Below are 24,354 nucleotides of genomic sequence, written 5' to 3'. Positions count from 1 at the left end.
TATTTTCAATGATTGAAAATAGAGAAGATTATTATCGGTATTCAATGATGAAACCTTTTGAAGATATGTGGAAAAAGATGAATGTTCCCTTAAAGGCAAAGCAGCCTAACGGATATGATGTAATCATGGCTGCAAATATGCTGGGCTATCTGAGCATATTTGATACGGAAACCGGAAGAAAAGCATTAGAGAAACTAAAAGAAATTCAAGCTCTTCAAATTGCATATGGCACTTTAACTCATTGTGTAGAATTTATCCAGCAAAACCGCTTAAAAATAAATGCTGATGAAATAAGGTTTGGGATGTATCTGGCCAATCAAAAAAAGCTTGAGTTACATAGAGGGTATTGTGGATTCGGAGGAATTCCGGGATTTATTCAAGTTTCAATATTCCCCAATTCATATAACATACCGAGACTGCCTGCTGTAATCGCACATGAATTTCATCATAATATTCGTTTTTCGTATTTCAATTGGGATTATGGGAACGTAACGGTTGGTGATTACTTAATTATAGAGGGATTGGCAGAATCGTTTGCCAAAGAACTTTACGGAGAAGCTCTGTTAGGTCCCTGGGTTACTTCTTTTGAAAAAGAAGACTTAGAATACTCAAAAGAAATCATCAAAGACTCATTAAATGTGAAAGGATTTGCTGAGGTCAGCAGTTACATGTTTGGCGACACCTTTGCAGCCGAACAAGGTTATCAGCCTGTCGGCTTATCACCGTTTGCAGGTTATGCGGTTGGCTACCAAGCGGTGCAATCCTTCATGAAAGCCAACAATGTGGGGATTAGTGAGGCCACTTTACTTAGCACAGATGAGATACTAAGTAATAGCGGGTTGTTTCTTTAAGATATGAAGATTATCTTATCCCGTATTAACGCGATGAAAGAGGGTTTTCTTTTCCCCTCTTTCCACGCTATAAATGATCATTCTATTTTTTCCGCAAGAAAACAACCTTCAAATAGTTCCCTTCTTTAAACGCGGGAATCGTTTTGAAATCTTCCGGAAGCGTGTATTCTTCCAAAATGTCGTAACGCTCATTTGTTTCTTTAAAGGCGGTCTCTATAAAGCCTTTAAATTTCTTCATATTGAAGGCGCTGCTGTTCGTCGAAGCGACGATGATGCCGTTTTTTGCGGTGATGGCGATCGTTTCCTTCAGCAGATTTTTATAATCTTTCGCCGCGCTGAACGTCCGTTTTTTTGTGCGGGCGAAAGAAGGCGGATCAAGGATGATGAGGTCAAACTCCAGCCCTTTTTTCTCCGCATAGCCGAAGTATTTGAAAACATCCATGACTTTAATGTCATGCGCCTCATAATCAATTCCGTTGGCGCTGAACTGTTCAATCGTTTTTGCGAGACTGCGGTTGGCGACATCGACGCTGGTCGTTTTCTCAGCTCCTCCAAGCGCCGCCGCAACGGAAAATGCCCCCGTATAAGAGAACGTATTCAGCACCCGTCTGCCGTTTGCATACTTGTCCCGAATCGCTTTGCGCACATGACGCTGGTCTAAGAAAATGCCCGTCATCGCCCCGTCGTTTAAATCCACTGCGTACCGTATGCCGTTTTCTTGAACAATGACCGGAAAATCTCCTCTTTCGCCTTTGACAAAATCGTCGTCTTCCACGTATTGCCCGGCCGTATCGAATCGTTTCTTTTCGTAGATCGCTTTATAAGAAAGCTCCAGTCCGTCAATCGCCTCAATCATGCTGTCCTTATAAGCGTAAATGCCTTTACTGTACCATTGAATCAGCAGATAACCGTCATAAAAGTCAATCGTGACGCCGCCGATGCCGTCGCCCTCACCGTTGAAAAGCCGGAACGCCGTCGTATCGGGCGCCTTAAACAGATGGGCTCTCGCTTCAGATGCTTTTTTCAGCTTGTCCAGAAAGAAACGTCCGTCGATCCGTTCATCTCTCGCGCGGGACAGCACCCAGCCGACTCCTTTATTCTGCAAACCGTAATAGCCTTTTCCGATAAACTCACCCTTCTCGGATGTCACATCAAAAAGATCGCCCTCTGTTAAATGAGCCGAGCTTCCGGACAGAGCGTCTTTTTCAATCAGGGGGAATCCTTTTTTCAGCTTTCCGGCAAATGTATCTTTCACTGTAAGTAGCTTCATTGTGCATTCCTCTTTCGTTTTGCTTTCTCTTATCGTACCATAAAACATGATCAACACCGCGTTGTCCCGAAAAATTCAAAACAGGGGGAAAACCATGACAGCCAAAAGAATCGACCATACAGGCATTATGGTCAAAGATATTGAAACATCCATTGCCTTTTATCAAGACGTTCTCGGTATGACGTTAAAGGATCGTATCACTCATACGAACGGCATTATTGAACTTGCCTTTCTCGGCTTTCAGGAAGGGCCGGAGACAGAAATTGAGCTGATCCAGGGCTACAGCAGCGAGCTTCCCGCAGAAGGAAAAGTCCATCATGTCGCTTTATTAACTGAAGATATCGCGGCGGAGTTCACGCATGCGAAGCGTCAGGGCGCCGTATTTATCGATGAAGAAATCACGACGCTTCCGAACGGGTACCGCTACTTTTACATTGAAGGACCTGACGGCGAATGGATCGAATTTTTCCAGCGTTAAAAAAACGGGCGAAAGCGCCCGTTTTTTTTATGTTTCTTCAGTGACGTTTTGTTCCGCCGCCCGTTCCTCTCTCCATTTTTGAAGATCCCAAATTCGGAAAAACGGATAATAGATGATAAATGTAATCAGGAGATTGATCAGCTGCATGACCGAACCGGAGATTTTCCCGCCCGTCGCCAAATAACCGGAAATCAGCGGCGGCATCGTCCACGGCACGGCGATTCCCGCCGGTTTTGCCACCATCCCCGTGCTCATCCCGATGTACGTCGCCGTAATGGTCAAGAGCGGCGCAATGATAAAAGGCACGATTAACAGCGGATTCATGACGAGCGGCATCCCGAAAATAATCGGTTCGTTAATGTTAAAAATCGCGGGCCCGATGCCGAGACGGCCGAGCTGTTTCATCTGTTTGCTTCTGGAGCGCACAAGCATGGTCAGCACAAGGGCAAGCGTCGCTCCGCTTCCGCCGACATTAATCCATATTTGAAAGAACTGTGTCGTAAAAATGCTCGGCAGCGCTTCTCCCGCTTGAAAAGCCAAACGGTTGGCATCCATCGCCCCGTACCAGATCGGCGACATGACGCCGCCGATAATGGACGCGCCGTGTATGCCGCACGACCAAAGCAGCATTTGCACGAATTCGGCGATAAGACTTCCGCCGAGACTCCCGCCCAGAATAGACAGCGGGGTGCCCAGCAGATCGCCTACGACATTGTGGAGGCTTTTAAAAGGAGTTATTTCAATAAACAGACGGGCCAGCCATACAAGCGTAATAATAATGAAACCGGGGATGAGCGCAACGAACGATTTGCTGACCGCAGGCGGCACTCCGTCAGGCATTTTAATGACGATATTTCTTTGTATGATAAACCGGTACACTTCCGTAGACAGCATTGCAATGATCATCGCGACAAACAGACCTTTGCTTCCGAGCAGCGAAATCGGAATGCCGCCTCCCACCATAATCTCTGTTGCCGAGCCGTCAGGAATAAACGGAATCTGATACGGCGTCGCCAATAAAAAGGCGGCAAGGGCAATGGCTCCCGACGACAGGGCATCCACCTCATAGCTTTCCGCAAGCCGGTAAGCAATCCCAAAGGCGGCGACAAGCGCCATAATATCAAAGGACGCATTCACGGGATACCCGAGCTTTTCAACCCAATTTTCACCGAAAAGACCAGCCATAAAATCGGCATAACCGGGAATCGGAAGACTCGTCAGAATCAGAAAAACCGATCCGATGATGATAAGCGGCATCGTCAAAATAATGCCGTCCCGCAAAGCTCTTAAGTGCCTTTGGCCGGCGACTTTTCCGGCGACAGGCATGATTTTTTCTTCCATGACCCGATTGAACGTACTCATTTATCAAAAACCCCCTTTTTGAGTTCATTGCGCAGATGTCTTAAAGCATTTTCTCCATCATATTTTGGAAACGCTTACATTTGCATACAGAAATTTTCCTTATCCCTCAGGAAAAAAAGAATTCCGCACTGCCGATATATAAAGAAAAAGGGGGAATTGCAATGTATCACACCCTGAAACCGATAATGGCCGCGGCCTTGTGTGTCGGCCTGTTCTCCGCCGCGGCGCCCGCGCACGCCGAGACGCACGACCGGGATGTTATCGTGGTGTACAAAAATCAAAACGGCAAGGAATCCGCCATAGACAGCGGAGCGGATGTGGAACAGACCTATCAGCATCTCCCGGCAGTCGCCGTGTCAGCCGATTCACAAACGGTGAAAGACCTGAAACAGGACCCTGACATCTTATATGTAGAAGACAATGTATCCTTTCAGGCAGCAGGCGGTTCTGATATCCGCCCGTTATCAGCGGCCCAAAGCAGCAGTTACGCGCTGCCGCAATGGGATATCAAACCGACTCAGGTCAAGCAGGCGTGGAAAGAAGGCTTGACGGGAAAAAAGGTGAAAGTGGCTGTCATTGACAGCGGCATTTATCCTCATGATGATCTGTCCATTGCGGGAGGCTATTCCGCAGTCAGCTATACTTCCTCATACAAAGATGACAACGGACACGGGACGCATGTCGCCGGAATCATTGCGGCCAAACATGACGGATACGGCATTGACGGTATTGCGCCGGATGTCCGGTTATATGCGGTTAAAGCATTAGACAGAAAGGGTGCAGGGGATCTTAAAAGCCTTCTTAAAGCGATCGACTGGTCGATCGCCAATAAAATGGACATCCTCAATATGAGCCTCGGAACTAACGCAGACAGCAAAATTCTTCACGACGCCGTAGACAAAGCATACAAAAAAGGAATCGTGATCGTAGCCGCCGCAGGAAACGACGGCAACAAAAAACCGGTCAATTATCCGGGCGCCTACAGCAGCGTAACGGCAGTCTCAGCGTCAACTGAAAAAAACGGACTCGCGGCTTTTTCCACGACCGGAAAACAAATTGAATTTGCCGCACCCGGCACCAATATTACGAGCACGTATCTGAATCAAATGTACGCCACGGCTGACGGCACATCTCAAGCCGCGCCCCACGTCACCGGCATGTTCGCGCTGCTCAGGCAGAAATATCCCGAGGAAACAAATACACAGCTCCGGCAGCAGATGCAGCAAAACGTCAAAGATCTGGGCGCTCCCGGACGTGACAGCCGATTCGGATACGGCCTGGTGCAATATCACGTAAAGCAAAAGAGCTTTGCCGAACGGGCCGTAATAAAAGCGGAAAAGACGAAAAAACAGGCAGATATCAATCAAGCAAAAACGGCCGTCAGCAAGCTGTCCAAGTCAAAGGGAAAAACCGCTCTCGAGTCCCGGATCAATAAAGTTCAGACGGCAAGAAATGTGACGGACGCAAGAGACAAAGTCCGGACTGCCGAAAAACAAAAGAAAAAAACCGCCGTTAATGCCGCACAAAGCGCCATTCGCAAATTACCGGCCGGTTCAGAGAAAAAAGGGCTGCAAAAGCGGCTGAACGCTGTCAACTCAAGCCTTTTGAAAACAGCTGAAGCCAGCGTCAAACAGGCGGAAAAAAAGACCTCTGAGGCCAGCACCGCAAAAGCCCAAAAAGCAGTCAGCGAAATCCAGCCGGGAAAAGAAAAATACGCTCTGGAAAAACGGCTTGACCGGATAAAAGATAAACTCAACCGGCAGCAGGCTAGAGACAAAGTAAAAACGGCTGAAAAAACCAAGACGAAAAAAGCAAAATCAGCGGCGCAAACGGCAGTCAGCCGATTGAAGCCGTCTGCCGAAAAGAACGGCCTGCAAAAACGCGTGCGTGCGATTCGGGTGAAATAGAAAAAAAACGCTTATGAGCCGGATAACGGCTTCACAAGCGTTTCATCACACCTGCCTATTGGTTCATGGCCGGGCGGTCGATCGTGTTCCATTTCGTAAAGGACATATATCGGAAATAATGATCACGATACGGGTGCGAGGTGCCTGTATTCCAAGGCTTGTCGCTGCCGCAGAAATGGACGATGGCCGGTTCGGCACGTGTTTCTCTGTAACGTATACGGTCGATCAGTTCAGGAGGCGTTTTCTCATTCATGATAATATGCGTCTGCGCGTTCCAGCGCGGATGCAGTTCATGCCATTGATCATATAAGATCGCGTTAAGCGCGTCCTGATCATGAAACACGAGAAAATCCTCCGAGCTGTTTTCGTTGATAAAATCAATCACCTTTTCGGAAATATTTTGTTTTCTCCAAGGTTCGAAATCTATAATCATAATGCCGGAATTAAAATACTTGGCAGTTTCGCTGATATTCATTTTTTTCAGTCTTTCATGCTGTCCGGCGTCTTCTACCGCCGCAACTATTGCCGGGGAAATATCCAAGTCCCATAAAACCGAAATATCTTCCATCACAATTGCATCGCAATCAATGTAAATCATCCGCTTTACGGACTCATCCTTAATTAAATCAGGGATGGAAATGCGGTAATAAGCCGCTTTTGTAATGTGGCTGCTTTCGACTGCATGCTTGTATTGATCAGCGTCTACTTCTAAAAATTCAAGCGGCGTCCCGAATGACATCGCGGTCTGTTCAAGCTTGTCCTTGTTTTCGGCAGTAATTCCGCCGTCAATCACATATAATTTTGCATCCCTTGTTTTATCCATATTCATCAATAAAGAAGCGAACATCCCACCCAAATGACGAGCATAATGATCATCGGCACATGATACGATATGCATTGTTTCATTCTTTCCCACTGATATTCATCTCCCTTTTTGTTGTACAAATGTCTTTCCCTTTTTTAAAAAAGTAAACCTCGATCTTACACATTTTTTCTGCGGGAATGTGCTGTTTGCAATTTGATATCTTTTGCATTCCCTGTTCAAATTCAATCAGGATTTCAGCCTGAATCATCGTCAGAATATATCGCGCAGGAAAGCGAAAACACGTAAACATAAAAACAACCAGCCGGACTGCACATAAAAGCGGCCGGCTGGTTGTGATGCGTCGATCGTTTAATCGACTTCTTTCTTAATCCCAAGCATCTTTTCGTCTAAATAATGGGCGATGTCCGCCGCTTCCTTCAGCTCGTCGGTCAGATGCTTTGGGACTTCGTTATTTAATTTGTAATAAATTTTATGTTCAAGACTCGCCCAAAAATCCATGGCGATGGTGCGGATTTGAATTTCCGCCTTCACATATTCCACACGATTCGTCAAATAAACGGGAATTTCAATAATCAAATGCAGGCTGCGGTAGCCGTTCGGCTTCGGTTGTTTGATATAATCCTTCACCTTTACGATCTTCAGGTCCTTATGCTGCTTCAAAACCTCAGCGACATTATAAATATCGGAAATAAAGGAACAGATAATCCTGACACCCGCAATATCATGAATATGCTCTTTCATTTCCTGCGTCGTCACATCGCAGCCTTTGCGCATCAGTTTATTGACGATACTCTCAAAACTTTTCACGCGTGATTTTGTATGCTCGATCGGGTTATGCCCGTGAATCAGATTATATTCCTGGCTGATGATAGAAAACTTCGTATCCAGCTCATCTAAAGCGAATTTATAAACTAATAATTCATTTTTCCAATCTTCCATGACCGTTTTCAAATCATCCATATGGGCTGTTGACAAGTCCATTTTTTTCATCTCCTTGCTTTGCTGTCCATATATGAGACGTGTCAGTCCGCGGTCAGGTTCTTTACAATATCGTGAAGATTATGTCATAAAAAAAAGCAAATGCCGATTATGGCATTTGCCCTTTCATTTGATCAGCGGAAATAACTGATCAGGAGTCCGATGGAAAGCAGGAATCCGAAGAATGTATTGGTTTGCGCCGTTGATTTCATCGCAATAATCATGTTCATCGGCATTTCGTTTTTCACAAAGCCTTTCACGGCCTGAACGGGTTTCGGCACGCTCAGGAAGACCAGGAACAGCCACGGGCTTGTGTAACCCATGATGACAAGACCGATGATCCAGATGTAAGCGATGGCAAAAGATGCGGCCAGTATCATAACGGCCCCTCTATGCCCCATCAAAATGGCCAGGGTTTTACGTCCGCCCTTTTTATCTTCCTCAATATCACGGATATTGTTGGACAGATTAATGGCTCCGACCAAGATGGCGATCGGGATGGAAATCAAAATGCTCTGTTCATTAATTCTGCCTGTCTGAATGAAGAAAGAAATAAGGACAAATACAGAGCCCATGCAAATGCCGGAGAACAGTTCCCCGAACGGTGTATACGCAATCGGCAGCGGGCCGCCCGTATACAGATAGCCGATCAGCATGCCGGCAAGGCCGATAGCCGCAAGCCACCAGCTGCTGCTCATGCAGATATAAACACCGAGCACGAGGGCAATCGCATAAGAGCCGAGCGCCAGCTGCAGAATTGTTTTCGGCTTCATGCCGTGGCGGACGATCGCTCCGCCGATACCGACGGAATCCTCCGTATCTAAACCGCGTTTAAAATCATAATATTCATTGAATAAGTTCGTGGCGATCTGGATCCAAAGGCAGGAAAACAGCATGGCCAAAAACAGCAGGAAATCAACCTTTACGTAAAACATCGCCAATACGGTGCCGAGAAGTACGGGCACAAACGATGCCGTCAATGTATGAGGGCGGGTTAGCTGCCACAAAATGCGGCCCATGCTTTCTTTCTCGGGCGTCTTTTGGCTGCCCCCCATATTGTTTTGATTCATTTTCCTCTTCCTTTCTATTAAAAGGCTTTCACAGTCAGCCGATAACAGTAGTGTTGAATTGGGGTTTTCACGTTTTCTGCTACCTTATCTATCATAATAATTTCTTCCTCATTTCACAAGATGCGGCGCTTTATCGGCTATCCTGCCGGAAACGGCTTTTCGCCCTTCTCCATTGGGGTTCGGGACAAGCCTGCTTAAGAAAAAGCCGCCAAAATTTTTTTACCTCGTTTATATTTACGATAAGTTAAAAATCCCGCCTGAACAGCGCCTTTTTAGTATGATCATTTGCCAATTTATACATGCGTGTTTTCCATCCTTTTGTTTCTCATTCATTTTTAAGGAAATTTTAAGCTTAGGATATTAGACATATTTTGAAACTTTTTGTTAATCTAATCGTCATATACTGGTGTAATTATTGAATACGCGGGGAAGGAATTTTGAATATGATGCAAAAATTAAAACGTGCTTATGAAAATACATTGATCAAATGGACGTTTCATACGGGCTTTTATTTTCTGATATTAGTATTGCTCTTTTGGATGTATGGATTTCATACAGCGAATACCGGCACTTATATTTACAACGATTTCTAATCGGGGAGGATAACTATGAAACTACTTGATGCTATAAAAACATACGCAGACGCCAAGCCGCAGGCCGAAGCGTTTCGTTCCTTAGATCAATCCCTCACTTACGGGGAATTATGGGATTTGTCGGAGCGGGTTGCGTCCGGCATTCAAAAACATACAGCTGACGGTTCGAAAGCGCCTGTCCTGGTTTACGGACATATGGAGCCGAATATGATCGTTTCTTTCTTAGGAAGCGTCAAAGCGGGCCGCCCTTACATCCCTGTCGATGTTTCCATTCCGGCGGAGCGGATCGTCAAAATCATTGAAAGCTCAGGCGCAGAGCTGCTTATCAGCGTATCGGGCGATGCAGTCGATACGGGAAGCAATCTGATTAAAACCGTTACGCCCGAAGAGCTTGCAGCTGACGGAGATGCAGACCTCAGCCGTGAGAATTGGGTAAAAGAGCTGGACACGTTTTACATTATTTACACGTCCGGAAGCACGGGAAATCCGAAGGGCGTGCAGATATCGGCTGATAACCTGCAAAGCTTTACTGACTGGATCTGCAGGGATTTTCCTGTGGGCGGGGGTAAGACTTTCTTAAACCAAGCTCCGTTTTCTTTTGATTTATCTGTCATGGACATTTTCCCGTCGCTTCAAACGGGAGGTACGCTGCATTGCGTAACGAAAGACAAAATCAATAAACCGAAAGTACTATTTGAAGAACTGGAGAAATCCAAACTGAACGTCTGGACATCGACGCCGTCTTTCGTCCAAATGTGTCTGATGGACCCCGGCTTTACACAGCAGCTCCTGCCTGAGGCAGAAGTATTTATGTTTTGCGGAGAAGCGCTTCCGGCTGCCGTGGCACAGGAGCTGTTAAACCGTTTTCCGAAGGCCCGCGTATTCAATACATACGGCCCGACTGAAACAACGGTTGCCGTCACCTCCGTTGAAATTACGCAGCAGATTATCGATGAAAATGAATCTCTGCCCGTCGGTTTTGCAAAACCCGATATGAATATCTTCATCATGGATGAAAACGGGAATAAGCTTCCGGACGGAGAAAAAGGGGAAATCATCATCGCCGGCCCGAGCGTGAGCAAAGGCTATCTCGGTGAACCGTCTCTGACGGAAAAAGCGTTTTTCTCAATTGACGGCCAGTGGGCATATCACACGGGTGATGCCGGTTATGTTCAGGATGGTCAGATTTTCTGCCAAGGACGCCTTGATTTCCAGATTAAGCTTCACGGCTACCGCATGGAGCTGGAGGAAATCGAAGTACATGTAAGGCAGTCTCAATATGTGCGCACGGCGGTTGTCATCCCGTATCAGCCTAACGGACCTGTCGAATATTTAATTGCCGCCATCGTGCCTGAAAAACATGATTTTGAAAAAGAATTCCAGCTGACAAGCGCCATTAAGAAAGAACTGGCCGCTTCGCTTCCGGCCTACATGATTCCGAGAAAATTCATTTATCAGGATCACATTCAAATGACTGCGAACGGAAAAATCGACCGTAAACGCATTGGCGAAGAGGTTCTTGTATGACGCCTTACAGCTCGTTTTTCTTCTTTATCTTACTTGGAATCCTTCTTTTGCCGACGATTATTTTAGGGCTGAACGGCAAGAGATTCCAAGGATACAACATGTTTATATCCATCATCGTATTGGCTTTGATTTTCGCGCATGATCTGCACGGCGTGATCGCACTATGTATCTTTACGCTGTGGCAGGTGCTTTTAATCAGGGGTTATCTCGCTTACAGACTGAAAGCCAACAGCGGCTTTGTCTTCAGTATGGCCGTGATCGCGTCCATTTTACCCCTGTTTTTATCTAAATTATGGCCGTTTTTCTTTCCGCCGGCGCCTCATCACCCGGTTCATAACCTGATCAGTTTCTTAGGAATTTCTTATTTGACATTTAAAGGCGTCCAGCTGATCATGGAAACGAGAGACGGACTGATTAAAGAAAAAATGCCGCTTCACCGCCTTTTGTACTTTATTATGTTTTTCCCGACCATTTCTTCCGGTCCGATCGACAGATACCGCAGATTTGCCAAGGACGAACAGAAAGTATGGACAAAGGGAGAATACGCTGATTTACTGTATACCGGCATTCATAAAATTTTTATCGGTTTCTTATACAAATTCATTATCGGATATGCGATTAACACGTATTTCATTATGAATCTGTCTCATATCACCCACAGCAAACTGTGGGGTAATGTGCTGTACATGTACGGATACAGCTTGTACCTGTTTTTTGATTTTGCGGGTTACACGATGTTTGCCGTCGGTGTAAGCTATATCATGGGTATCAAATCTCCGGAAAACTTTAATAAGCCGTTTATCAGCAAAAACATTAAAGACTTCTGGAACCGCTGGCACATGTCCTTATCCTTCTGGTTCAGAGACTACGTATTTATGCGCTTTGTTTTCTGGATGACAAAGAAAAAATGGATAAAGAACCGGATGGCCGTCTCGAACATCGGGTATTTCCTGCTGTTCATGCTGATGGGCGTCTGGCACGGACTCGCTCTGCAATATATTGTATACGGCCTGTACCACGCCGTATTAATGACCGGGTATAACTTTTTTGAGAAATGGAATAAGAAATACAAGTGGCTGCCCGCCAATCGTTTTACGGCCTTTTTAGCCATCGTCATCACATTCCATTTCGTATGTTTCGGATTTTATATTTTCTCAGGAAAACCATTTCATCACTAAAGGAGATTGAAAACACATGGAATTTAAACAGGAAGTATTAGACGTATTAGCTGAAGTTTGTCAGGAGGACGCTGTGAAAGAGAATCCTGATATTGAAATCTTTGAAGAAGGACTGCTTGATTCTTTCGGAACTGTAGAACTGCTTGTCGCCATCGAAAACCGCTTCGGCATTACAGTGCCGATCACTGAATTTGACCGTGACGAGTGGAATACGCCAAACAACATTGTAAACAAACTGACTGAGTTGAAGTAAATGAAAAAGCGTTTCTTTGGACCAATTATTTTAGCGTTTGTCCTGTTTGTCGGAGCTATCGCAGTTCCGGCTTCATGGCTTACGCGCTTCATTCCTGAAAAACGTGTCGAAGAGTCGGCGGCAGCCTTAAATCCGAATATGTTCCAGGGACTCTATCTTCAAAACAAAATGTTCGAAGACTCGAAGTATCTGCCGATTTTCGGTTCTTCCGAGCTTTCAAGACTGGATGAGTTTCACCCGTCCAACTATTTCCAAGTGAACAACCAAGGCTTTACGCCTTATCTTGTCGGAAAAGGCGGGGACCAATCCTTGATACACGCCGTGAACTTTGCGGCGCATTATCAGCAGCTGAAAGGCAAAAAACTGGTATTCATTGTTTCTCCGCAATGGTTTATCAAAAAAGGTTCTGATGAACAGCACTTTGCGCCGAATTTTTCATCACTTCAGGCATTGGATTTAGCATTTAATAACCAGATTGATCCCGCGGTCAAAAAGAACATGATGAAGCGCATGCTCCGTTTTAAAGTCGTTCAGCATGATGCCGTCCTTTCTGAATTGTACAAGGGAATGGTCAACGGACAATCATGGAAAGTGAAAGCGGTCATGCCGGCCGCCAAAGCTTATTATTCTCTGCTTGAGAAAAAAGATCTTTATTATTCAATGGGAGAAAACAAGGGCCCTGAACGGACGATCTCTGAAAACCTGAAAGGGAAATCGTGGTCAGAGTTAAAAACAGCCGCCGCTCAATTAGGAGAACGGAGCTCCAAGTCCAATCCTTTCTATATCGATGACGCTTCTTATAAAAAGATTAAGAAGAAAGTAAAGAGAGTGAAAGGAATCAACAAAGGAAGAACATACGCCAAATCAGTCGAATATCACGACTTTGAGGATATGCTGGACATTCTGAAAGATGCCGGCGCTGAACCGATGTTCGTGGTTATTCCGGTCAACGGAAAATGGTATGACTACACCGGCTTCCCGAAAAAAGGCCGGACTGATTACTACAAAAAAGTCACTAAGCAAATTAAAGCGAAGGGCTTTCAGGTTGCCGACTTATCCGGGCACGAATATGATCCGTACTTTATGAAAGACACCATCCATATCGCCTGGAAGGGCTGGGTGTACGTCGATAAAGCAATGGAGCAGTTTTACAAAAACGGCAAGGTGACGGTTCACTGAGCACGGTGATGACAGAATACGTAAAAACGAACACGCAGGGGGGCATTCTCTCCCCTGCTTTTTATGTGATTTGATTTTTTCACAAATTTGAGGAAAACTATTGCGAATATTTGTTGAAGGTATACAATAGAATATAAATTATTTTCAAATAAGTTTGACAATAACACCAATAGGGAGACAGAACATTATGAAACAAGATATTCGTGTTGAATTGACTTCAGCCAAAAAACCGAAACCGGACCCCCATGACCTTGCGTTCGGCAGAATTTTCACCGACCATATGTTTGTTATGGATTACGATGCCGATCAAGGCTGGTATGATCCGAGAATTATCCCTTATCAGTCCATCTCAATGGATCCTGCGGCCATGGTTTATCATTACGGCCAAACCGTTTTTGAAGGGCTTAAAGCGTATGTAACGAAGGATCAGGAAGTGCTTCTGTTCAGACCGGAGAAAAATATGGAGCGCCTGAACCAATCAAATGACCGCCTTTGCATCCCGCTCATTGATGAAGAGCTTGTTCTTGAAGGCCTGAAACAGCTCGTAGCCATCGACAAAGACTGGATTCCGAAAGCGGAAGGCACTTCCCTTTATATCCGTCCGTTTATCATTGCGACTGAGCCTTTCCTCGGTGTAGCGGCATCCCATACGTACAAGCTGTTTATCATCCTTTCCCCGGTCGGCTCTTATTACAAAGAAGGCATTAAACCGGTAAAAATCGCCGTGGAAAACGAATTCGTGCGCGCCGTCAAAGGCGGCACCGGAAACGCGAAAACCGCCGGCAACTACGCATCAAGCCTGAAAGCGCAGCAGGTTGCGGAAGAGAAGGGATTTTCCCAGGTTTTATGGCTTGACGGCATTGAGAAAAAATACATCGAAGAAGTCGGCAGCATGAACATCTTCTTCAAAATCAGCGGCGAAATCGTGACGCCGGAACTGAACGGAAGCATTCTTGAAGGAATTACGAGAAATTCCGTCATCACCCTTCTCAAACATTGGGGACTGACTGTGTCTGAGCGGAAGATTTCGATCGATGAAATCATCCAGGCGCATCGTGACGGCCGATTGGAAGAAACATTCGGAACCGGTACGGCGGCGGTCATTTCTCCGGTCGGCGAATTGATCTGGAATGATGAAAGTCTTGTCATCGGCAGCGGTGAAACCGGAGAGATCTCGAAGAAATTGTATGATACCATTACAGGCATTCAAAAAGGCGCGGAAGCCGACGTGTTCGGCTGGACGACGGAAGTCGCCTCACTAAGCGAATCAAAATAAGCAAAAAACCCGGAATCGAATCCGGGTTTTTTTACTGCTCTTATGCTTCAATCGACTTAAAGAAATGAGGCAGATGTTCTTTGTGGGCCTCAAGCATTTCATCCAGAATGGCCTTTGCCACGGAGTCTGACGGGACGAGAGGGTTGATCGTCATCGCAAGTAGCGCCGTTTGATAATCTCCCGTGACGGCTGCTTCAGCGGCGACACGCTCAAATGATTTGATTTGCTGGACGAGTCCGCGGACAGACACCGGCAGATCACCGACGGCGATCGGTTTCGGACCGTCTTTCGTCATAACACAGTTCACTTCGACCGCTGAGTCATTCGGAATGCTGGCGATCGCGCCGTTGTTGATTGTATTGACGGGCTGGATATCATGTTTGTCGTTATAGATGGAGCTGATCAGGTTGCAGGCCGCGTCACTGTAGTACGCTCCGCCCCGTTTTTCAAGCTGCGGCGGTTTGATGGCGAGATTCGGATCTTTGTACAGTTCGAACAGTTCTTTCTCAACCTTCTGTACGACCTCGGCGCGTGTGCCCTCCGTCTGTGACGCTACTATTTCATGCTCGAGCATTTCTTTCGTTTTGAAATAATAGCGGTGGTAGCCGCAAGGAATCAGATCGAGCGCCTTCAGGAATTCAGGCTCCCATTCCGCCCCTGAAATATTTTTCATCGTCATAGCGTTTTTCGGGTCTCCCATGGCTTCAATGACTTGATCTTTCACGCTGACGCCGTCTAAGAAAACATCTAATCCGAAGACCATGTGATTCAGCCCGGCAAATTGCACTTCGATCCGGCTGACATCCACGTCCAATGCTTTTGCGACGCCCATTTTAATGCCGATCGGCACATTGCAGAGGCCGACGACTTTTGTGAGATTCGAGTAGCGGAGCAAGGCCTCGGTAACCATGCCGGCAGGGTTTGTGAAATTCACGAGCCATGCATTCGGACAAAGCTCTTCGATGTCTTTCGCGATTTCCAGAATAACCGGGATGGTGCGCAGCCCTTTGAATAAACCGCCCGGACCGTTTGTCTCCTGGCCGATTACGCCGTATTTTAACGGAATCCGTTCATCTTTGGCGCGGGCCTCAAGAAGGCCGACGCGGAATTGAGTCGTTACGAAATCCGCATCCTTCAAGGCTTCTCTCCGGTCAAGCGTCAGGTGAATCTCTATCGGAACACCCGCTTTTTCGACCATGCGTTTTGCAAGCGTGCCGACAATATTGAGTTTTTTCTCGCCTTCGGGAATGTCGACGAGCCATAATTCTCTGACAGGCAGTTCCTCATAGCGTTTAATGATGCCTTCCACAAGCTCCGGTGTATAGCTTGAACCTCCGCCGATCGTTACAATTTTAATTCCTTTTGTCATATTTTTGCTCCCCCTTGCAGACTCACTTTTTCGTAAATCTCGACTAACTCAGCGGCCAAGTCTTTCACGGTCATGGCATTCATTAAATGATCTTGCGCATGCACCATTAAAAGCGTCATGTCTGTTTTTTCTCCGCCGGCTTCATTTTGGATCAGTTCTGTCTGATAATGATGGGCTTCCGTCAGTTCCCTTGCGGCTTCCTGAAGCTTTTCTTCCGCCATGGCTCTGTCCCCCCGCTTTGCGGCGGCAATGGCTTCCATTGATGCGCTTCTGCCGTTGCCGCCATGCAGGATGATCTGAAAAATGGTCTGTTCCATTTTTTCATTCATGTGTTTCACTCCCTTTCTCTACAGCACGGCTTTTTCGTCTCCCTGTACGGCTGGCGCCTGCGATTGTTCAAGTTCGTTTTCTTCTTTCAGCTTTTGCGAATCCCACATTCTGAAGAACGGATAGTACACGATAAAGGCTGTGATGATGTTAATCGCCTGCATGACAGCCCCTGATATTTTTCCGCCCGTGGCAAGATAGCCGGAGAAAATCGGCGGCATCGTCCATGGGACGGCAATGCCGGCAGGTTTGGCGACGAGGCCAGTGCTCATGCCGATATAGGTAAGGACCAGTGTGACAAGCGGTGTGATAATGAACGGAATGAGAAGCATCGGGTTCATGACGATCGGCATTCCGAAAATAATCGGCTCATTAATATTAAAGACGGCCGGCCCGATGGCGAGTTTCCCAAGCTGCTTCATCTGCTTGCTTCGCGAACGGAGAAACATGGTGACCACGAGCGCCAGTGTCGCGCCGCTTCCGCCGATGTTGATCCAGATTTCAAAAAACTGCTGGGTGAAAATATTCGGAAGCGCATCGCCCGCCTGAAACGCAATCCGGTTGGCATCCATCGCTCCGAACCAGATCGGCGCCATGACGCCGCCGACTATGTTCGCCCCGTGTAATCCGCACGCCCACAAGAGCATTTGAACCGCTTCGGCTATCAGGCTTCCGCCGAGACTTCCCCCAAGAATCGAGAGCGGTGTACCCAGTACAACGCTTACAATGTTATGAAGGCTTTCAAACGGTGTCGCTTCGACAATTAAACGCGCGCCCCAGATCAGAAAGATGACGGCAAAACCGGGAATTAAAGCGATAAACGATTTGCTGACCGCAGGAGGCACGCCGTCCGGCATTTTGAAGACGAAATTCCGCTGGATGATCAGGCGGTAAATTTCCGTCGACAGCATGGCGATGATCATCGCAACAAACAGCCCTTTGCTTCCCATGAGAGACAGCGGGATGCCGCCGCCGACCATGATTTCCTCTTTGGCGCCGGAAGGCAGAAACGGAACTTTGTACGGCGTTGCCAAGAGAAACGCCGCCAAAGATATCGCACCGGCCGATAATGCATCCACCCCGTATTTTTCGGCCAGGCGGTAGGCGATTCCGAAAGCGGCGACAAGACCCATGATTTCAAAGGTCGCATCAACCGGATATTGCAGTTTTTGAGACCAGGCGCTTCCGAACGTTTTTGCCATGAAATCCGCATATCCCGGAATCGGCAGGTTGCCGATGATCAGAAAAAACGAACCGATGATGATAAGCGGCATGGTGAGGATGATCCCGTCACGCAATGCTTGCAGATGCCGCTGGGAGGCAATTTTTCCGGCAATGGGCATGACTTTCTCTTCTAAAAACTGGTTCACCTTATTCACACGGCCCGCCCCTTTCTACGATGCGTTTCCGAGCTGTTCCGCTGATTTCAGAACCTCCGCTCCGTTGCATGTGCCGTAATGGACGGTATTGATGACTTCAACCGGCACTCCTTTTGATTCACCCAATTTTTTCAGCTGCGGAAGCAAATAACGGACTTGAGGCCCAAGCAGCAATACGTCCGCTTTATCAATATGCTGGTTGACTGAATCGCCTGACACCGCCCAGATTTTATATTCTTTTCCTTGTTCCTGTGCGCTTTTTTCCATCTTGGTGACGAGTAAGCTTGTTGACATCCCTGCTGCACAAACGAGTAATATATTCATGTAAAAGACCTCCTGAAAGTTTGATATTTTGTATGTCTCGATGTTAGTACCATCATATTATGAAATCGCTTTCATAACTACTCAGGCTTTTTCCGCTGTTAACGGAAAAAAGGTGTATCCCGGTCTTTCTCTGATCGTTTGTCTCTGAATACTCGTAAAACCTCCTGATAGGTTGTGCATTTTAAGAGACGGCTTACCGCGGCCGGATCATCTAACATCCCGCCGAGCCATTTGTACATATGCTGGAGGTCGGCTTTGCTTTCTTTCTCGACGCAGAGCAGGCAGACAAATTGGACACGCTTATCCGCCCAGTCAATCGGCTTCTTCAGCGTGCATACCGCCCAAAACGTCGTGTCTGTCTGCGGAACGAGCGGGTGCGGAATCGCCGTAAGATTGCCGAAACTCGTAGGAGAAATCGCTTCCCTTTCAAAAATAGAATCGGTCAGAGAATCAGAAGCGAGGCCGGCTTCAGCAACCTGCTGTCCGAGAAAACGGATGACGTCCTCCTTCGTCTCCAGATCCTGCTGCAAAAATACCAGCTCCGGTTTCAGAAAGTTCAATTGTTCCCGCTTTTCTTCCAGCATGGCGTCGATTTTTGTAAAATCCCCGCCGCCCAACAGCGTATGAACCTTCAACACGGGAACGGGCAGGTCTTTTTTGATCGGCACTGTGCTGACCACAAAATCAATCGACTCAAAGGAAAGCTGGTCAAGGCTGCAGTAATCAGCCGTTCCGACGATTTCAAGACGCTTTGCGAACCGGGAACGGAGCTTTTCTCTCAAAAGCTGCGCGCTGCCGGCGCCGGACGCACAGACAATCAGACAGCGCTTAGGCGGCCGTTCCGTCTTTCTCCTTTCGATGGCGGCTCCGAAATGAAGCGCCAAGTATCCGATCTCATTCTCATGAATATCAATGCCGGTTTGCTCCTTGATCACGATTCCCGCAATCACTCCCGCTTCAAATGCGAGCGGATAATTTTCCTTTATGGCGGAGAGCATCGGGTTTCTCAGGTTCATTCCGTACCGGTTTCGGTTAATCGCCGGCTTGATGTGGAGCGCAAGACCCGCTTTCAGCTCATTGTCGTCCGTGATTCCGAGCTTCAGCTCCCGCTCAATGGCTTCAATCATGGCCTCCGTCAAACGGCTGGTTTCCCCGTCTATCAGCCTTGTAAGCTCTTTTCCTTCCAGTTGTGACTGGGTCATGCGCTTTGTCCCGAGCAGGTGAATGGCGATATAGGCGGTTTCCTGTTCGGGAAAGGTGACCGAAAGCGCCGATTCAAGCTCTTTTACGATGGCTTCCGCTGACTGATATTCTGTTTCAAGCTTAATATCATGAAGATCTTCCGGAATGAGAGATACATAGTTTTCTGTCCGGATTCGTTTGCAGGCAATGGCGATATGGATGATGAGATTGTTCAGGCCGAAGAAAGAAAGCGGGATCTTATGGTTTCGAACCTGCTTCATAATGGCTGTGCGGATCACATGAATGTCGTCTTTCGGCAGAATACCGGCCTTTTCACTCAGGAGATCAGGCTCAGGCTCGCGGTCGTCCACTAAGTATTCCGCCATACAATAACGGAGGCGGAGCTCTTCGCCGCGCAGCTTAAAGCCGTAGTTCGGCCTTGTTTCCAAAATGATGTCATAGGGGCGGAGCCGTTTTTTGACTTCTTTTAAATCAGATTGAAGTGTGGATTTACTGATGAATAGTTCTTCCGCCAAGTCATCCAGCTTGAGGTAGCCGTCGGCCAGAAGCATTCTTTTCATAAGGTAATCTATCCGTTCATCGGGAAAAATCGGCACGGTGCTGTTCTGCTGGAAATTGTCCTGAAGCCAGTTTTTAAACGGCTGCTCATTCCGGATCAGCAGCTTATAGCCGCTCCCTCTGACAGATTGAATGGATGCGCCGTGTTTTTCTACAATGGTTTGCAGTTCCTTTATGTCATTGCGGACCGTCCGCGTCGTTACCTTTACATTTGCAGCGATGACTGAGCTTGTAACCGGTGTTTCAGCAGCTAAAAGCAAGCGCAAAAGTTCACGAAGCCGCCCATGAAGCATGAGAAAAACCTCCTATCAGATCAGATGCAGACGTGAAAAATGGGCAAAAAGAATGAGGAAGGGGTAAATGTATGTAAATTCTATAATGGGGAGGATTTCAAGTCAATGCGGCAATCCGATGCCAAGCCCGTAAAAAAACAGCCGGATCAGCCGGCTGTTCGGGATGCGGACATGCGGTTCCGCTTAGATGCCTTCCGTTCTTTTATGATTTTTCTGATGATCGGATAGATGACGGGCGCCCATTTGATAATCGTTTTGAAAAATTTTTTCAATGTCTGAATCCCCTTTCTTTTACCTTGTCTTTCCCCTGTTATCAGCGTTTATAAACATGGTCAGCGTGAAACATACCGGTTCCCCGTCACCCAATAGCGCCACGGATAATCCCGGGCTTCTCCGCTGTTGTCAATCCCGATTCTCGGGCCTGTTGATATATGCTCAGGCGTAAAGCCCTCCGTAATATACAGCGGCGGTTCCGTGATCATGCCGCCGTAGTCGTTCATTGAAATGCCCATCGCCTTCGTCAGTTTTCCCGGGCCGTTTGTCCACTCTCTCGGGGGTCTGCCCGGTCTCCTGCTCTCCATCAGGAACTGTCCTTCATGAGGCTCCGCCGCCCTGATTAACACGGCCTGCGGAATGCCGATGTCCGCGGCGACGACGTTCATTAATGTATGAGTGTGCATGACGTATGTATAAATGCGGCCCGCCTCATGGAACATAATTTCCGTCCGTTTCGTGCGCCGGTTGCCGAAGCTGTGCGCCGCCCGGTCTTCCGCTCCCATATAAGCTTCCGTTTCCACGATAAAACCTGAAGCCGTTCCCTCATCCGTCTCCTTCACCAAGAGACAGCCGAGCAATAAAGGGGCAAGCTCCACTGACGGTCTCTGGTAAAATTCAATCGGCAAAGGCTTTCGTTCTCCTGCCATTTGCCTCCCTCCTTTCTGAATATAGCGATTTCCTCTTTCACGTTTTTCACTTCTTTTTTACAATATAAACATGAGAGAAAAAAGGACATTATTGTTGAACGCTCTATTGCGTTTTGAAAATCGGCTCGGTATAATATGATGGTTCAAATGAAAATGATTCTCATGTTCAATAAATACCGGACAATGATCATAAAAGTAGGTGAATTGATTTTTGAGCGATTCTGTCAGGTCCGCAAGCCGTCTGATCAGCATCTTAAAAAACGGGGTTTTCTTCCTGATCGCGGTGACCGGGCTGCTTGTATCTATTTTTTTCGCCGTCTCATTCGGCGCGAAAGACATTACTTTACATACGGTTTGGTCGGCTGTTGCTGATTACAATCCGAATATAACGGGCCAGCAGATCATTCATGAATTGCGTCTTCCGAGGGTGCTCGGGGCGGCCGTTACAGGAGCCGCTTTTGCCGCAGCGGGCGCCCTCATGCAGGGTGTCACGAGAAACCCGCTTGCCGATTCGGGTGTCTTAGGCGTAAACGCGGGCGCCATGTTTGTTGTTGCGCTCAGTTTTGCTTTTTTCCCTCATTTGTCATACGCCCTGCTGATGGTGATGTCATTTTTGGGAGCACTGGCAAGCACCGGCTTGATTTTCTTTATCAGTGCGGCGGGAAAAGGCAGCATGACACCTTTAAAGGTGACGCTTGCCGGGGCGGTCGTGGCCGCTCTTTTACATTCACTCAGTACCGGTGTGGCGATTTATTACGATTTAAGCCAGGATTTGGCCTTCTGGTACGCCGGGGGGGTGTCAGGGATCAAGTGGGCTCATTTACAAGTCCTTGTTCCCGTGATTGCGGTCTTCATCATTCTCGCGACATTCATGGGCCGGTCCGTCACCCTTCTCTCAATGGGAAATGACGTGGCGGCGAATTTAGGGGTGAACACGGCTCTGACGCGTGCCGCCGGATTAATGATCGCCGTCGTTCTTGCCGGTGTGTCTGTTTCCGCTGCCGGCGCGATCGGCTTTGTCGGGCTGGTCATTCCCCATATCGCGCGAAAGATCGTCGGCGTTACGTACAGGCTGATTATTCCGATGTCCGCTTTACTCGGCGCGATTCTATTGATTTTGGCTGACCTGGCCTCGCGCACGGTCAGTCCCCCGAGGGAATTGGCGATAGGCATTATGGTCGCACTTGTCGGTGTCCCTTTCTTTCTTTATATTGCCCGCAAGGAAGGGAGAGACTTATAAATGAAAGTGCAGAAAGAAACAAAAAAAGCGGCGGCGGCAGGACTCATTCTGCTGGTCATCGCCGTTTGCATTATTCTGATCGGGCTGCATACGGGCTCATTCCGGCTTTCTCCTCTCACGGTGGGAAAAACGCTGTTCGGATACGGCACGTTTCAAAGCACAACCGTTTTATTCGATTACCGGCTTCCCCGGATTCTGGTGACGATGCTGGCCGGCATCGGTTTAGGAGTGTCGGGCGCTATTTTGCAGGGTGTATCCCGAAATCCGCTTGCCGATCCGGGCATTCTCGGACTGCATGCCGGCGCTTCCTTCGGTTTGATGATGTATATCACGTTCTTTCATTCCCTGGAGGCGCAGGCGTCGATGTTCATCCCGCTGTTTACGTTTGCGGGCGGAACACTCGCCGCCCTGCTGATCGTAGTGCTTACGTACGACAGGCTGAACGGTTTTTTAACGATCCGCATGCTGTTAGTCGGGATCGCCGTTTCCGCGGGCTTCAGCGCCGTTACATTGTTTATGTCGCTGCGCCTGAATGAAGAAACTTATACATTCGCTTCCCGCTGGCTGGTGGGAAACGTCTGGGGCAGGGATTGGATTCACGTGTGGTCGCTATTGCCCTGGATCGGCATTCTCGCACCGCTTGCATGGCTGAACGCCCGCTCTTTGAATATTTTAATGCTCGGTGACCAGGCAGCCGCGGGGCTCGGCGCACACGTGCAGAGAAAAAGGATCATGCTGATCGCCATAGCGGTCGGCTTGTCCTGCGCGAGCGTCGCGATGGCCGGGGGAATCGGCTTTATCGGCTTTGCCGCCCCTCACTTGGCAAGACGGCTCGTCGGCACCATGCATCAGCATATTATCCCGATTGCGGGATTAATCGGACTCGTCATTCTTGTCGCGGCAGACACCATCGGCCGGTCTTTGTTTCAGCCGAACGCCATTCCGGCCGGCGTGGTTGCGGCAGCCATCGGCGCGCCGTATTTTCTCTATCTCGTCATGAAAATCAAATCATAAAACAAGGAGTATTCCCATGAAAAAAATAATTGCGCTCGTCAGTTTCATGTGTATTTTCTTATTGGCTGCCTGCCAATCCGACTCAACACAGCCGGAGTCAAAAAAGAAATCCGGCGATCATAAAATCGCTTCGATGTCCATTCACCTGACAAATGATCTGCTGGCTCTCGGCGTTACACCTGCCGGTTCCGTCGTGGGCGGAGAATTGAAAGATTTTCTCCCTCATGTGAAAAATCAGCTGAAAGACACGAAAAAACTCGGACCTGCCTCAGACCCGGATATGGAAGCTTTACTTGAGCTGAATCCAGACAACATTTATCTTGATAAAGAATTTGCGGGGAAAGATGTGTCAAAATACAAGAAAATCGGAAACACACACGTTTTCGACCTTGATAAAGGCACTTGGCGCGATCATTTAAAAGATATCGGAAAAATCGTCAACCGTGAAAAAGAAGCGAAAACATTTATTCAAGATTACGAAGATGAAACAAAACAAGTCAGATCCATGATGAATAAGGAATTAGGGAAAAACGCCAAAGTCATGGCGATCCGCGTGAACGCAAAAGAGCTTCGCGTCTTCAGCACACGCCGTCCGATGGGACCGATTCTGTTTGACGATCTGAAGCTGAAACCGGCTGACGGCATTAAAGACATGAACACCTCCCGCCCTTATGAAGTCATTTCTCAAGAAGTGCTGCCTGATTACAACGCAGATGCGATTTTCGTCGTCGTTAACAGAGACGACAAGTCACAGCAAGCCTATAAAGAATTGCAAAAAAGCGCTGTATGGAAAGGGCTGAAGGCCGTGAAAGCAAACCACGTCTATAAAATTGCCGATCAGCCTTGGCTTGATTATTCAGCACTGGGAAATAAATTAGCAATGGATGAAGCGAAAAAACTGTTCCAAAAATAAACATGAGCCGGTTTTGCAAAAGTGCAAGGCCGGCTTTTTTATATTGTCGTTTACTTATATAAA

At 47.5% G+C, this 24,354-nt stretch carries 24 protein-coding genes; 12 read left to right on the top strand and 12 right to left on the bottom strand.

What is annotated here, in order from left to right:
- The first annotated feature begins 8 nt into the window (after window positions 1–8).
- Complete coding sequence (locus tag BZ167_RS10990; protein WP_077392212.1) at window positions 9–851, top strand: DUF2268 domain-containing putative Zn-dependent protease; 843 nt, start codon at window positions 9–11, stop codon at window positions 849–851.
- An 82-nt stretch (window positions 852–933) separates the two neighbouring features.
- Here the strand turns inward: BZ167_RS10990 and BZ167_RS10985 are convergent, their stop codons facing one another.
- A complete protein-coding gene (locus tag BZ167_RS10985) occupies window positions 934–2,121 on the bottom strand; it encodes a class I SAM-dependent rRNA methyltransferase (RefSeq protein WP_015418498.1) in 1,188 nt (395 codons plus the stop codon).
- A gap of 94 nt (window positions 2,122–2,215) precedes the next feature.
- On the opposite strand from BZ167_RS10985, the gene BZ167_RS10980 reads away from it, so the two are divergent.
- Entirely contained in the window at window positions 2,216–2,599 is a 384-nt protein-coding gene (locus tag BZ167_RS10980; RefSeq protein ID WP_014419203.1) for a glyoxalase GlxA, read from the top strand.
- 27 nt (window positions 2,600–2,626) lie between these two features.
- Here BZ167_RS10980 and celB (BZ167_RS10975) read toward each other — a convergent pair whose 3' ends face one another.
- Window positions 2,627–3,961, bottom strand: a complete 1,335-nt coding sequence (gene celB / locus BZ167_RS10975; protein ID WP_007407728.1) for a PTS cellobiose transporter subunit IIC — start codon at window positions 3,959–3,961, stop codon at window positions 2,627–2,629.
- Window positions 3,962–4,122: 161 nt separating this feature from the next.
- On the opposite strand from celB (BZ167_RS10975), the gene BZ167_RS10970 reads away from it, so the two are divergent.
- Window positions 4,123–5,868 carry a S8 family peptidase gene (locus tag BZ167_RS10970; RefSeq protein ID WP_077392211.1) on the top strand — a complete coding sequence of 582 codons (1,746 nt, stop codon included), beginning with the start codon at window positions 4,123–4,125 and terminating at the stop codon, window positions 5,866–5,868.
- A gap of 55 nt (window positions 5,869–5,923) precedes the next feature.
- Here BZ167_RS10970 and BZ167_RS10965 read toward each other — a convergent pair whose 3' ends face one another.
- The 3 genes from BZ167_RS10965 to BZ167_RS10950 form a co-directional block, all read right to left on the bottom strand.
- Entirely contained in the window at window positions 5,924–6,784 is an 861-nt protein-coding gene (locus tag BZ167_RS10965) for a glycosyltransferase family 8 protein (RefSeq protein WP_015418500.1), read from the bottom strand.
- Window positions 6,785–7,042: 258 nt separating this feature from the next.
- A complete protein-coding gene (locus BZ167_RS10955) occupies window positions 7,043–7,675 on the bottom strand; it encodes a GTP pyrophosphokinase YwaC (RefSeq protein ID WP_015418501.1) in 633 nt (210 codons plus the stop codon).
- A 131-nt stretch (window positions 7,676–7,806) separates the two neighbouring features.
- Window positions 7,807–8,742 carry a 1,4-dihydroxy-2-naphthoate polyprenyltransferase gene (locus tag BZ167_RS10950; RefSeq protein ID WP_007407733.1) on the bottom strand — a complete coding sequence of 312 codons (936 nt, stop codon included), beginning with the start codon at window positions 8,740–8,742 and terminating at the stop codon, window positions 7,807–7,809.
- Window positions 8,743–9,185: 443 nt separating this feature from the next.
- Here BZ167_RS10950 and BZ167_RS10940 point away from each other — a divergent pair, with 443 nt between their 5' ends.
- From BZ167_RS10940 to BZ167_RS10915, 6 genes are all read left to right on the top strand, one after another.
- Entirely contained in the window at window positions 9,186–9,335 is a 150-nt protein-coding gene (locus BZ167_RS10940) for a teichoic acid D-Ala incorporation-associated protein DltX (protein WP_003150882.1), read from the top strand.
- 15 nt (window positions 9,336–9,350) lie between these two features.
- Window positions 9,351–10,862 carry a D-alanine--poly(phosphoribitol) ligase subunit DltA gene (gene dltA, locus BZ167_RS10935; RefSeq protein ID WP_015418502.1) on the top strand — a complete coding sequence of 504 codons (1,512 nt, stop codon included), beginning with the start codon at window positions 9,351–9,353 and terminating at the stop codon, window positions 10,860–10,862.
- Window positions 10,859–12,040 carry a D-alanyl-lipoteichoic acid biosynthesis protein DltB gene (gene dltB, locus BZ167_RS10930; RefSeq protein ID WP_012118762.1) on the top strand — a complete coding sequence of 394 codons (1,182 nt, stop codon included), beginning with the start codon at window positions 10,859–10,861 and terminating at the stop codon, window positions 12,038–12,040. Before dltA ends, dltB begins: the two co-directional genes overlap by 4 nt.
- Window positions 12,041–12,056: 16 nt before the next feature.
- Window positions 12,057–12,293 (top strand): D-alanine--poly(phosphoribitol) ligase subunit 2, encoded by a 237-nt coding sequence (gene dltC / locus BZ167_RS10925; protein ID WP_003150875.1) that lies wholly within the window; start codon window positions 12,057–12,059, stop codon window positions 12,291–12,293.
- Window positions 12,294–13,472, top strand: coding sequence for a D-alanyl-lipoteichoic acid biosynthesis protein DltD (dltD, locus tag BZ167_RS10920; RefSeq protein WP_033574349.1), 1,179 nt, complete (start codon window positions 12,294–12,296; stop codon window positions 13,470–13,472).
- A gap of 184 nt (window positions 13,473–13,656) precedes the next feature.
- Window positions 13,657–14,748, top strand: a complete 1,092-nt coding sequence (locus BZ167_RS10915; RefSeq protein WP_025650062.1) for a branched-chain amino acid aminotransferase — start codon at window positions 13,657–13,659, stop codon at window positions 14,746–14,748.
- 40 nt (window positions 14,749–14,788) lie between these two features.
- On the opposite strand, the gene licH is transcribed toward BZ167_RS10915, so the two are convergent.
- The 7 genes from licH to BZ167_RS10885 form a co-directional block, all read right to left on the bottom strand.
- Window positions 14,789–16,117 carry a 6-phospho-beta-glucosidase LicH gene (licH, locus tag BZ167_RS10910; protein ID WP_077392079.1) on the bottom strand — a complete coding sequence of 443 codons (1,329 nt, stop codon included), beginning with the start codon at window positions 16,115–16,117 and terminating at the stop codon, window positions 14,789–14,791.
- A complete protein-coding gene (licA, locus tag BZ167_RS10905; RefSeq protein ID WP_003150867.1) occupies window positions 16,114–16,446 on the bottom strand; it encodes a PTS lichenan transporter subunit IIA in 333 nt (110 codons plus the stop codon). Before licA ends, licH begins: the two co-directional genes overlap by 4 nt.
- An 18-nt stretch (window positions 16,447–16,464) precedes the next feature.
- On the bottom strand, window positions 16,465–17,823 hold the full coding sequence (celB, locus tag BZ167_RS10900) for a PTS cellobiose transporter subunit IIC (RefSeq protein ID WP_015240833.1): 1,359 nt from the start codon (window positions 17,821–17,823) through the stop codon (window positions 16,465–16,467).
- 15 nt (window positions 17,824–17,838) lie between these two features.
- A complete protein-coding gene (gene licB, locus BZ167_RS10895) occupies window positions 17,839–18,147 on the bottom strand; it encodes a PTS lichenan transporter subunit IIB (protein ID WP_003150863.1) in 309 nt (102 codons plus the stop codon).
- 98 nt (window positions 18,148–18,245) lie between these two features.
- A complete protein-coding gene (gene licR, locus BZ167_RS10890) occupies window positions 18,246–20,201 on the bottom strand; it encodes a transcriptional regulator LicR (protein ID WP_007407741.1) in 1,956 nt (651 codons plus the stop codon).
- 146 nt (window positions 20,202–20,347) lie between these two features.
- Window positions 20,348–20,482: a hypothetical protein gene (locus BZ167_RS20605; RefSeq protein ID WP_369719122.1), complete on the bottom strand. Its 135-nt coding sequence runs from the start codon at window positions 20,480–20,482 to the stop codon at window positions 20,348–20,350.
- Window positions 20,483–20,533: 51 nt separating this feature from the next.
- The gene (locus BZ167_RS10885) at window positions 20,534–21,124 is read right to left on the bottom strand and encodes a DNA-3-methyladenine glycosylase (protein ID WP_007407743.1); all 591 of its coding nucleotides are present in this window, start codon (window positions 21,122–21,124) and stop codon (window positions 20,534–20,536) included.
- A 241-nt stretch (window positions 21,125–21,365) separates the two neighbouring features.
- Here BZ167_RS10885 and BZ167_RS10875 point away from each other — a divergent pair, with 241 nt between their 5' ends.
- The 3 genes from BZ167_RS10875 to BZ167_RS10865 are packed head-to-tail and all read left to right on the top strand — an operon-like array spanning window position 21,366 to window position 24,291.
- On the top strand, window positions 21,366–22,364 hold the full coding sequence (locus tag BZ167_RS10875) for a FecCD family ABC transporter permease (protein ID WP_050515808.1): 999 nt from the start codon (window positions 21,366–21,368) through the stop codon (window positions 22,362–22,364).
- Entirely contained in the window at window positions 22,365–23,378 is a 1,014-nt protein-coding gene (locus BZ167_RS10870) for a FecCD family ABC transporter permease (protein WP_007407745.1), read from the top strand.
- 16 nt (window positions 23,379–23,394) lie between these two features.
- Window positions 23,395–24,291, top strand: coding sequence for an ABC transporter substrate-binding protein (locus BZ167_RS10865; RefSeq protein ID WP_015418507.1), 897 nt, complete (start codon window positions 23,395–23,397; stop codon window positions 24,289–24,291).
- Window positions 24,292–24,354 lie beyond the last annotated feature (63 nt).

It is taken from the genome of Bacillus sp. 275 (genome assembly GCF_001999205.1).
Lineage (GTDB): Bacteria > Bacillota > Bacilli > Bacillales > Bacillaceae > Bacillus > Bacillus velezensis.
Note: the sequence above shows the minus strand (reverse complement) of the source record. Positions and strands in the feature narration are given on the sequence as shown.

Excerpts from the sequence above, each read along its gene's own strand:
- BZ167_RS10980 (WP_014419203.1), top strand. The coding sequence starts at position 2,216 with ATGACAGCCAAAAGAATCGACCATACAGGCATTATGGTCAAAGATATT.
- licA (WP_003150867.1), bottom strand. The coding sequence starts at position 16,446 with ATGAATGAAAAAATGGAACAGACCATTTTTCAGATCATCCTGCATGGC.
- licR (WP_007407741.1), bottom strand. The coding sequence starts at position 20,201 with ATGCTTCATGGGCGGCTTCGTGAACTTTTGCGCTTGCTTTTAGCTGCT.
- BZ167_RS10940 (WP_003150882.1), top strand. The coding sequence starts at position 9,186 with ATGATGCAAAAATTAAAACGTGCTTATGAAAATACATTGATCAAATGG.
- dltD (WP_033574349.1), top strand. The coding sequence starts at position 12,294 with ATGAAAAAGCGTTTCTTTGGACCAATTATTTTAGCGTTTGTCCTGTTT.
- BZ167_RS10950 (WP_007407733.1), bottom strand. The coding sequence starts at position 8,742 with ATGAATCAAAACAATATGGGGGGCAGCCAAAAGACGCCCGAGAAAGAA.
- BZ167_RS10990 (WP_077392212.1), top strand. The coding sequence starts at position 9 with ATGATTGAAAATAGAGAAGATTATTATCGGTATTCAATGATGAAACCT.
- licB (WP_003150863.1), bottom strand. The coding sequence starts at position 18,147 with ATGAATATATTACTCGTTTGTGCAGCAGGGATGTCAACAAGCTTACTC.
- BZ167_RS10885 (WP_007407743.1), bottom strand. The coding sequence starts at position 21,124 with ATGGCAGGAGAACGAAAGCCTTTGCCGATTGAATTTTACCAGAGACCG.
- BZ167_RS10870 (WP_007407745.1), top strand. The coding sequence starts at position 22,365 with ATGAAAGTGCAGAAAGAAACAAAAAAAGCGGCGGCGGCAGGACTCATT.
- BZ167_RS10955 (WP_015418501.1), bottom strand. The coding sequence starts at position 7,675 with ATGGACTTGTCAACAGCCCATATGGATGATTTGAAAACGGTCATGGAA.
- BZ167_RS10985 (WP_015418498.1), bottom strand. The coding sequence starts at position 2,121 with ATGAAGCTACTTACAGTGAAAGATACATTTGCCGGAAAGCTGAAAAAA.
- celB (WP_007407728.1), bottom strand. The coding sequence starts at position 3,961 with ATGAGTACGTTCAATCGGGTCATGGAAGAAAAAATCATGCCTGTCGCC.
- BZ167_RS10865 (WP_015418507.1), top strand. The coding sequence starts at position 23,395 with ATGAAAAAAATAATTGCGCTCGTCAGTTTCATGTGTATTTTCTTATTG.
- BZ167_RS10970 (WP_077392211.1), top strand. The coding sequence starts at position 4,123 with ATGTATCACACCCTGAAACCGATAATGGCCGCGGCCTTGTGTGTCGGC.
- dltB (WP_012118762.1), top strand. The coding sequence starts at position 10,859 with ATGACGCCTTACAGCTCGTTTTTCTTCTTTATCTTACTTGGAATCCTT.
- dltC (WP_003150875.1), top strand. The coding sequence starts at position 12,057 with ATGGAATTTAAACAGGAAGTATTAGACGTATTAGCTGAAGTTTGTCAG.
- licH (WP_077392079.1), bottom strand. The coding sequence starts at position 16,117 with ATGACAAAAGGAATTAAAATTGTAACGATCGGCGGAGGTTCAAGCTAT.
- dltA (WP_015418502.1), top strand. The coding sequence starts at position 9,351 with ATGAAACTACTTGATGCTATAAAAACATACGCAGACGCCAAGCCGCAG.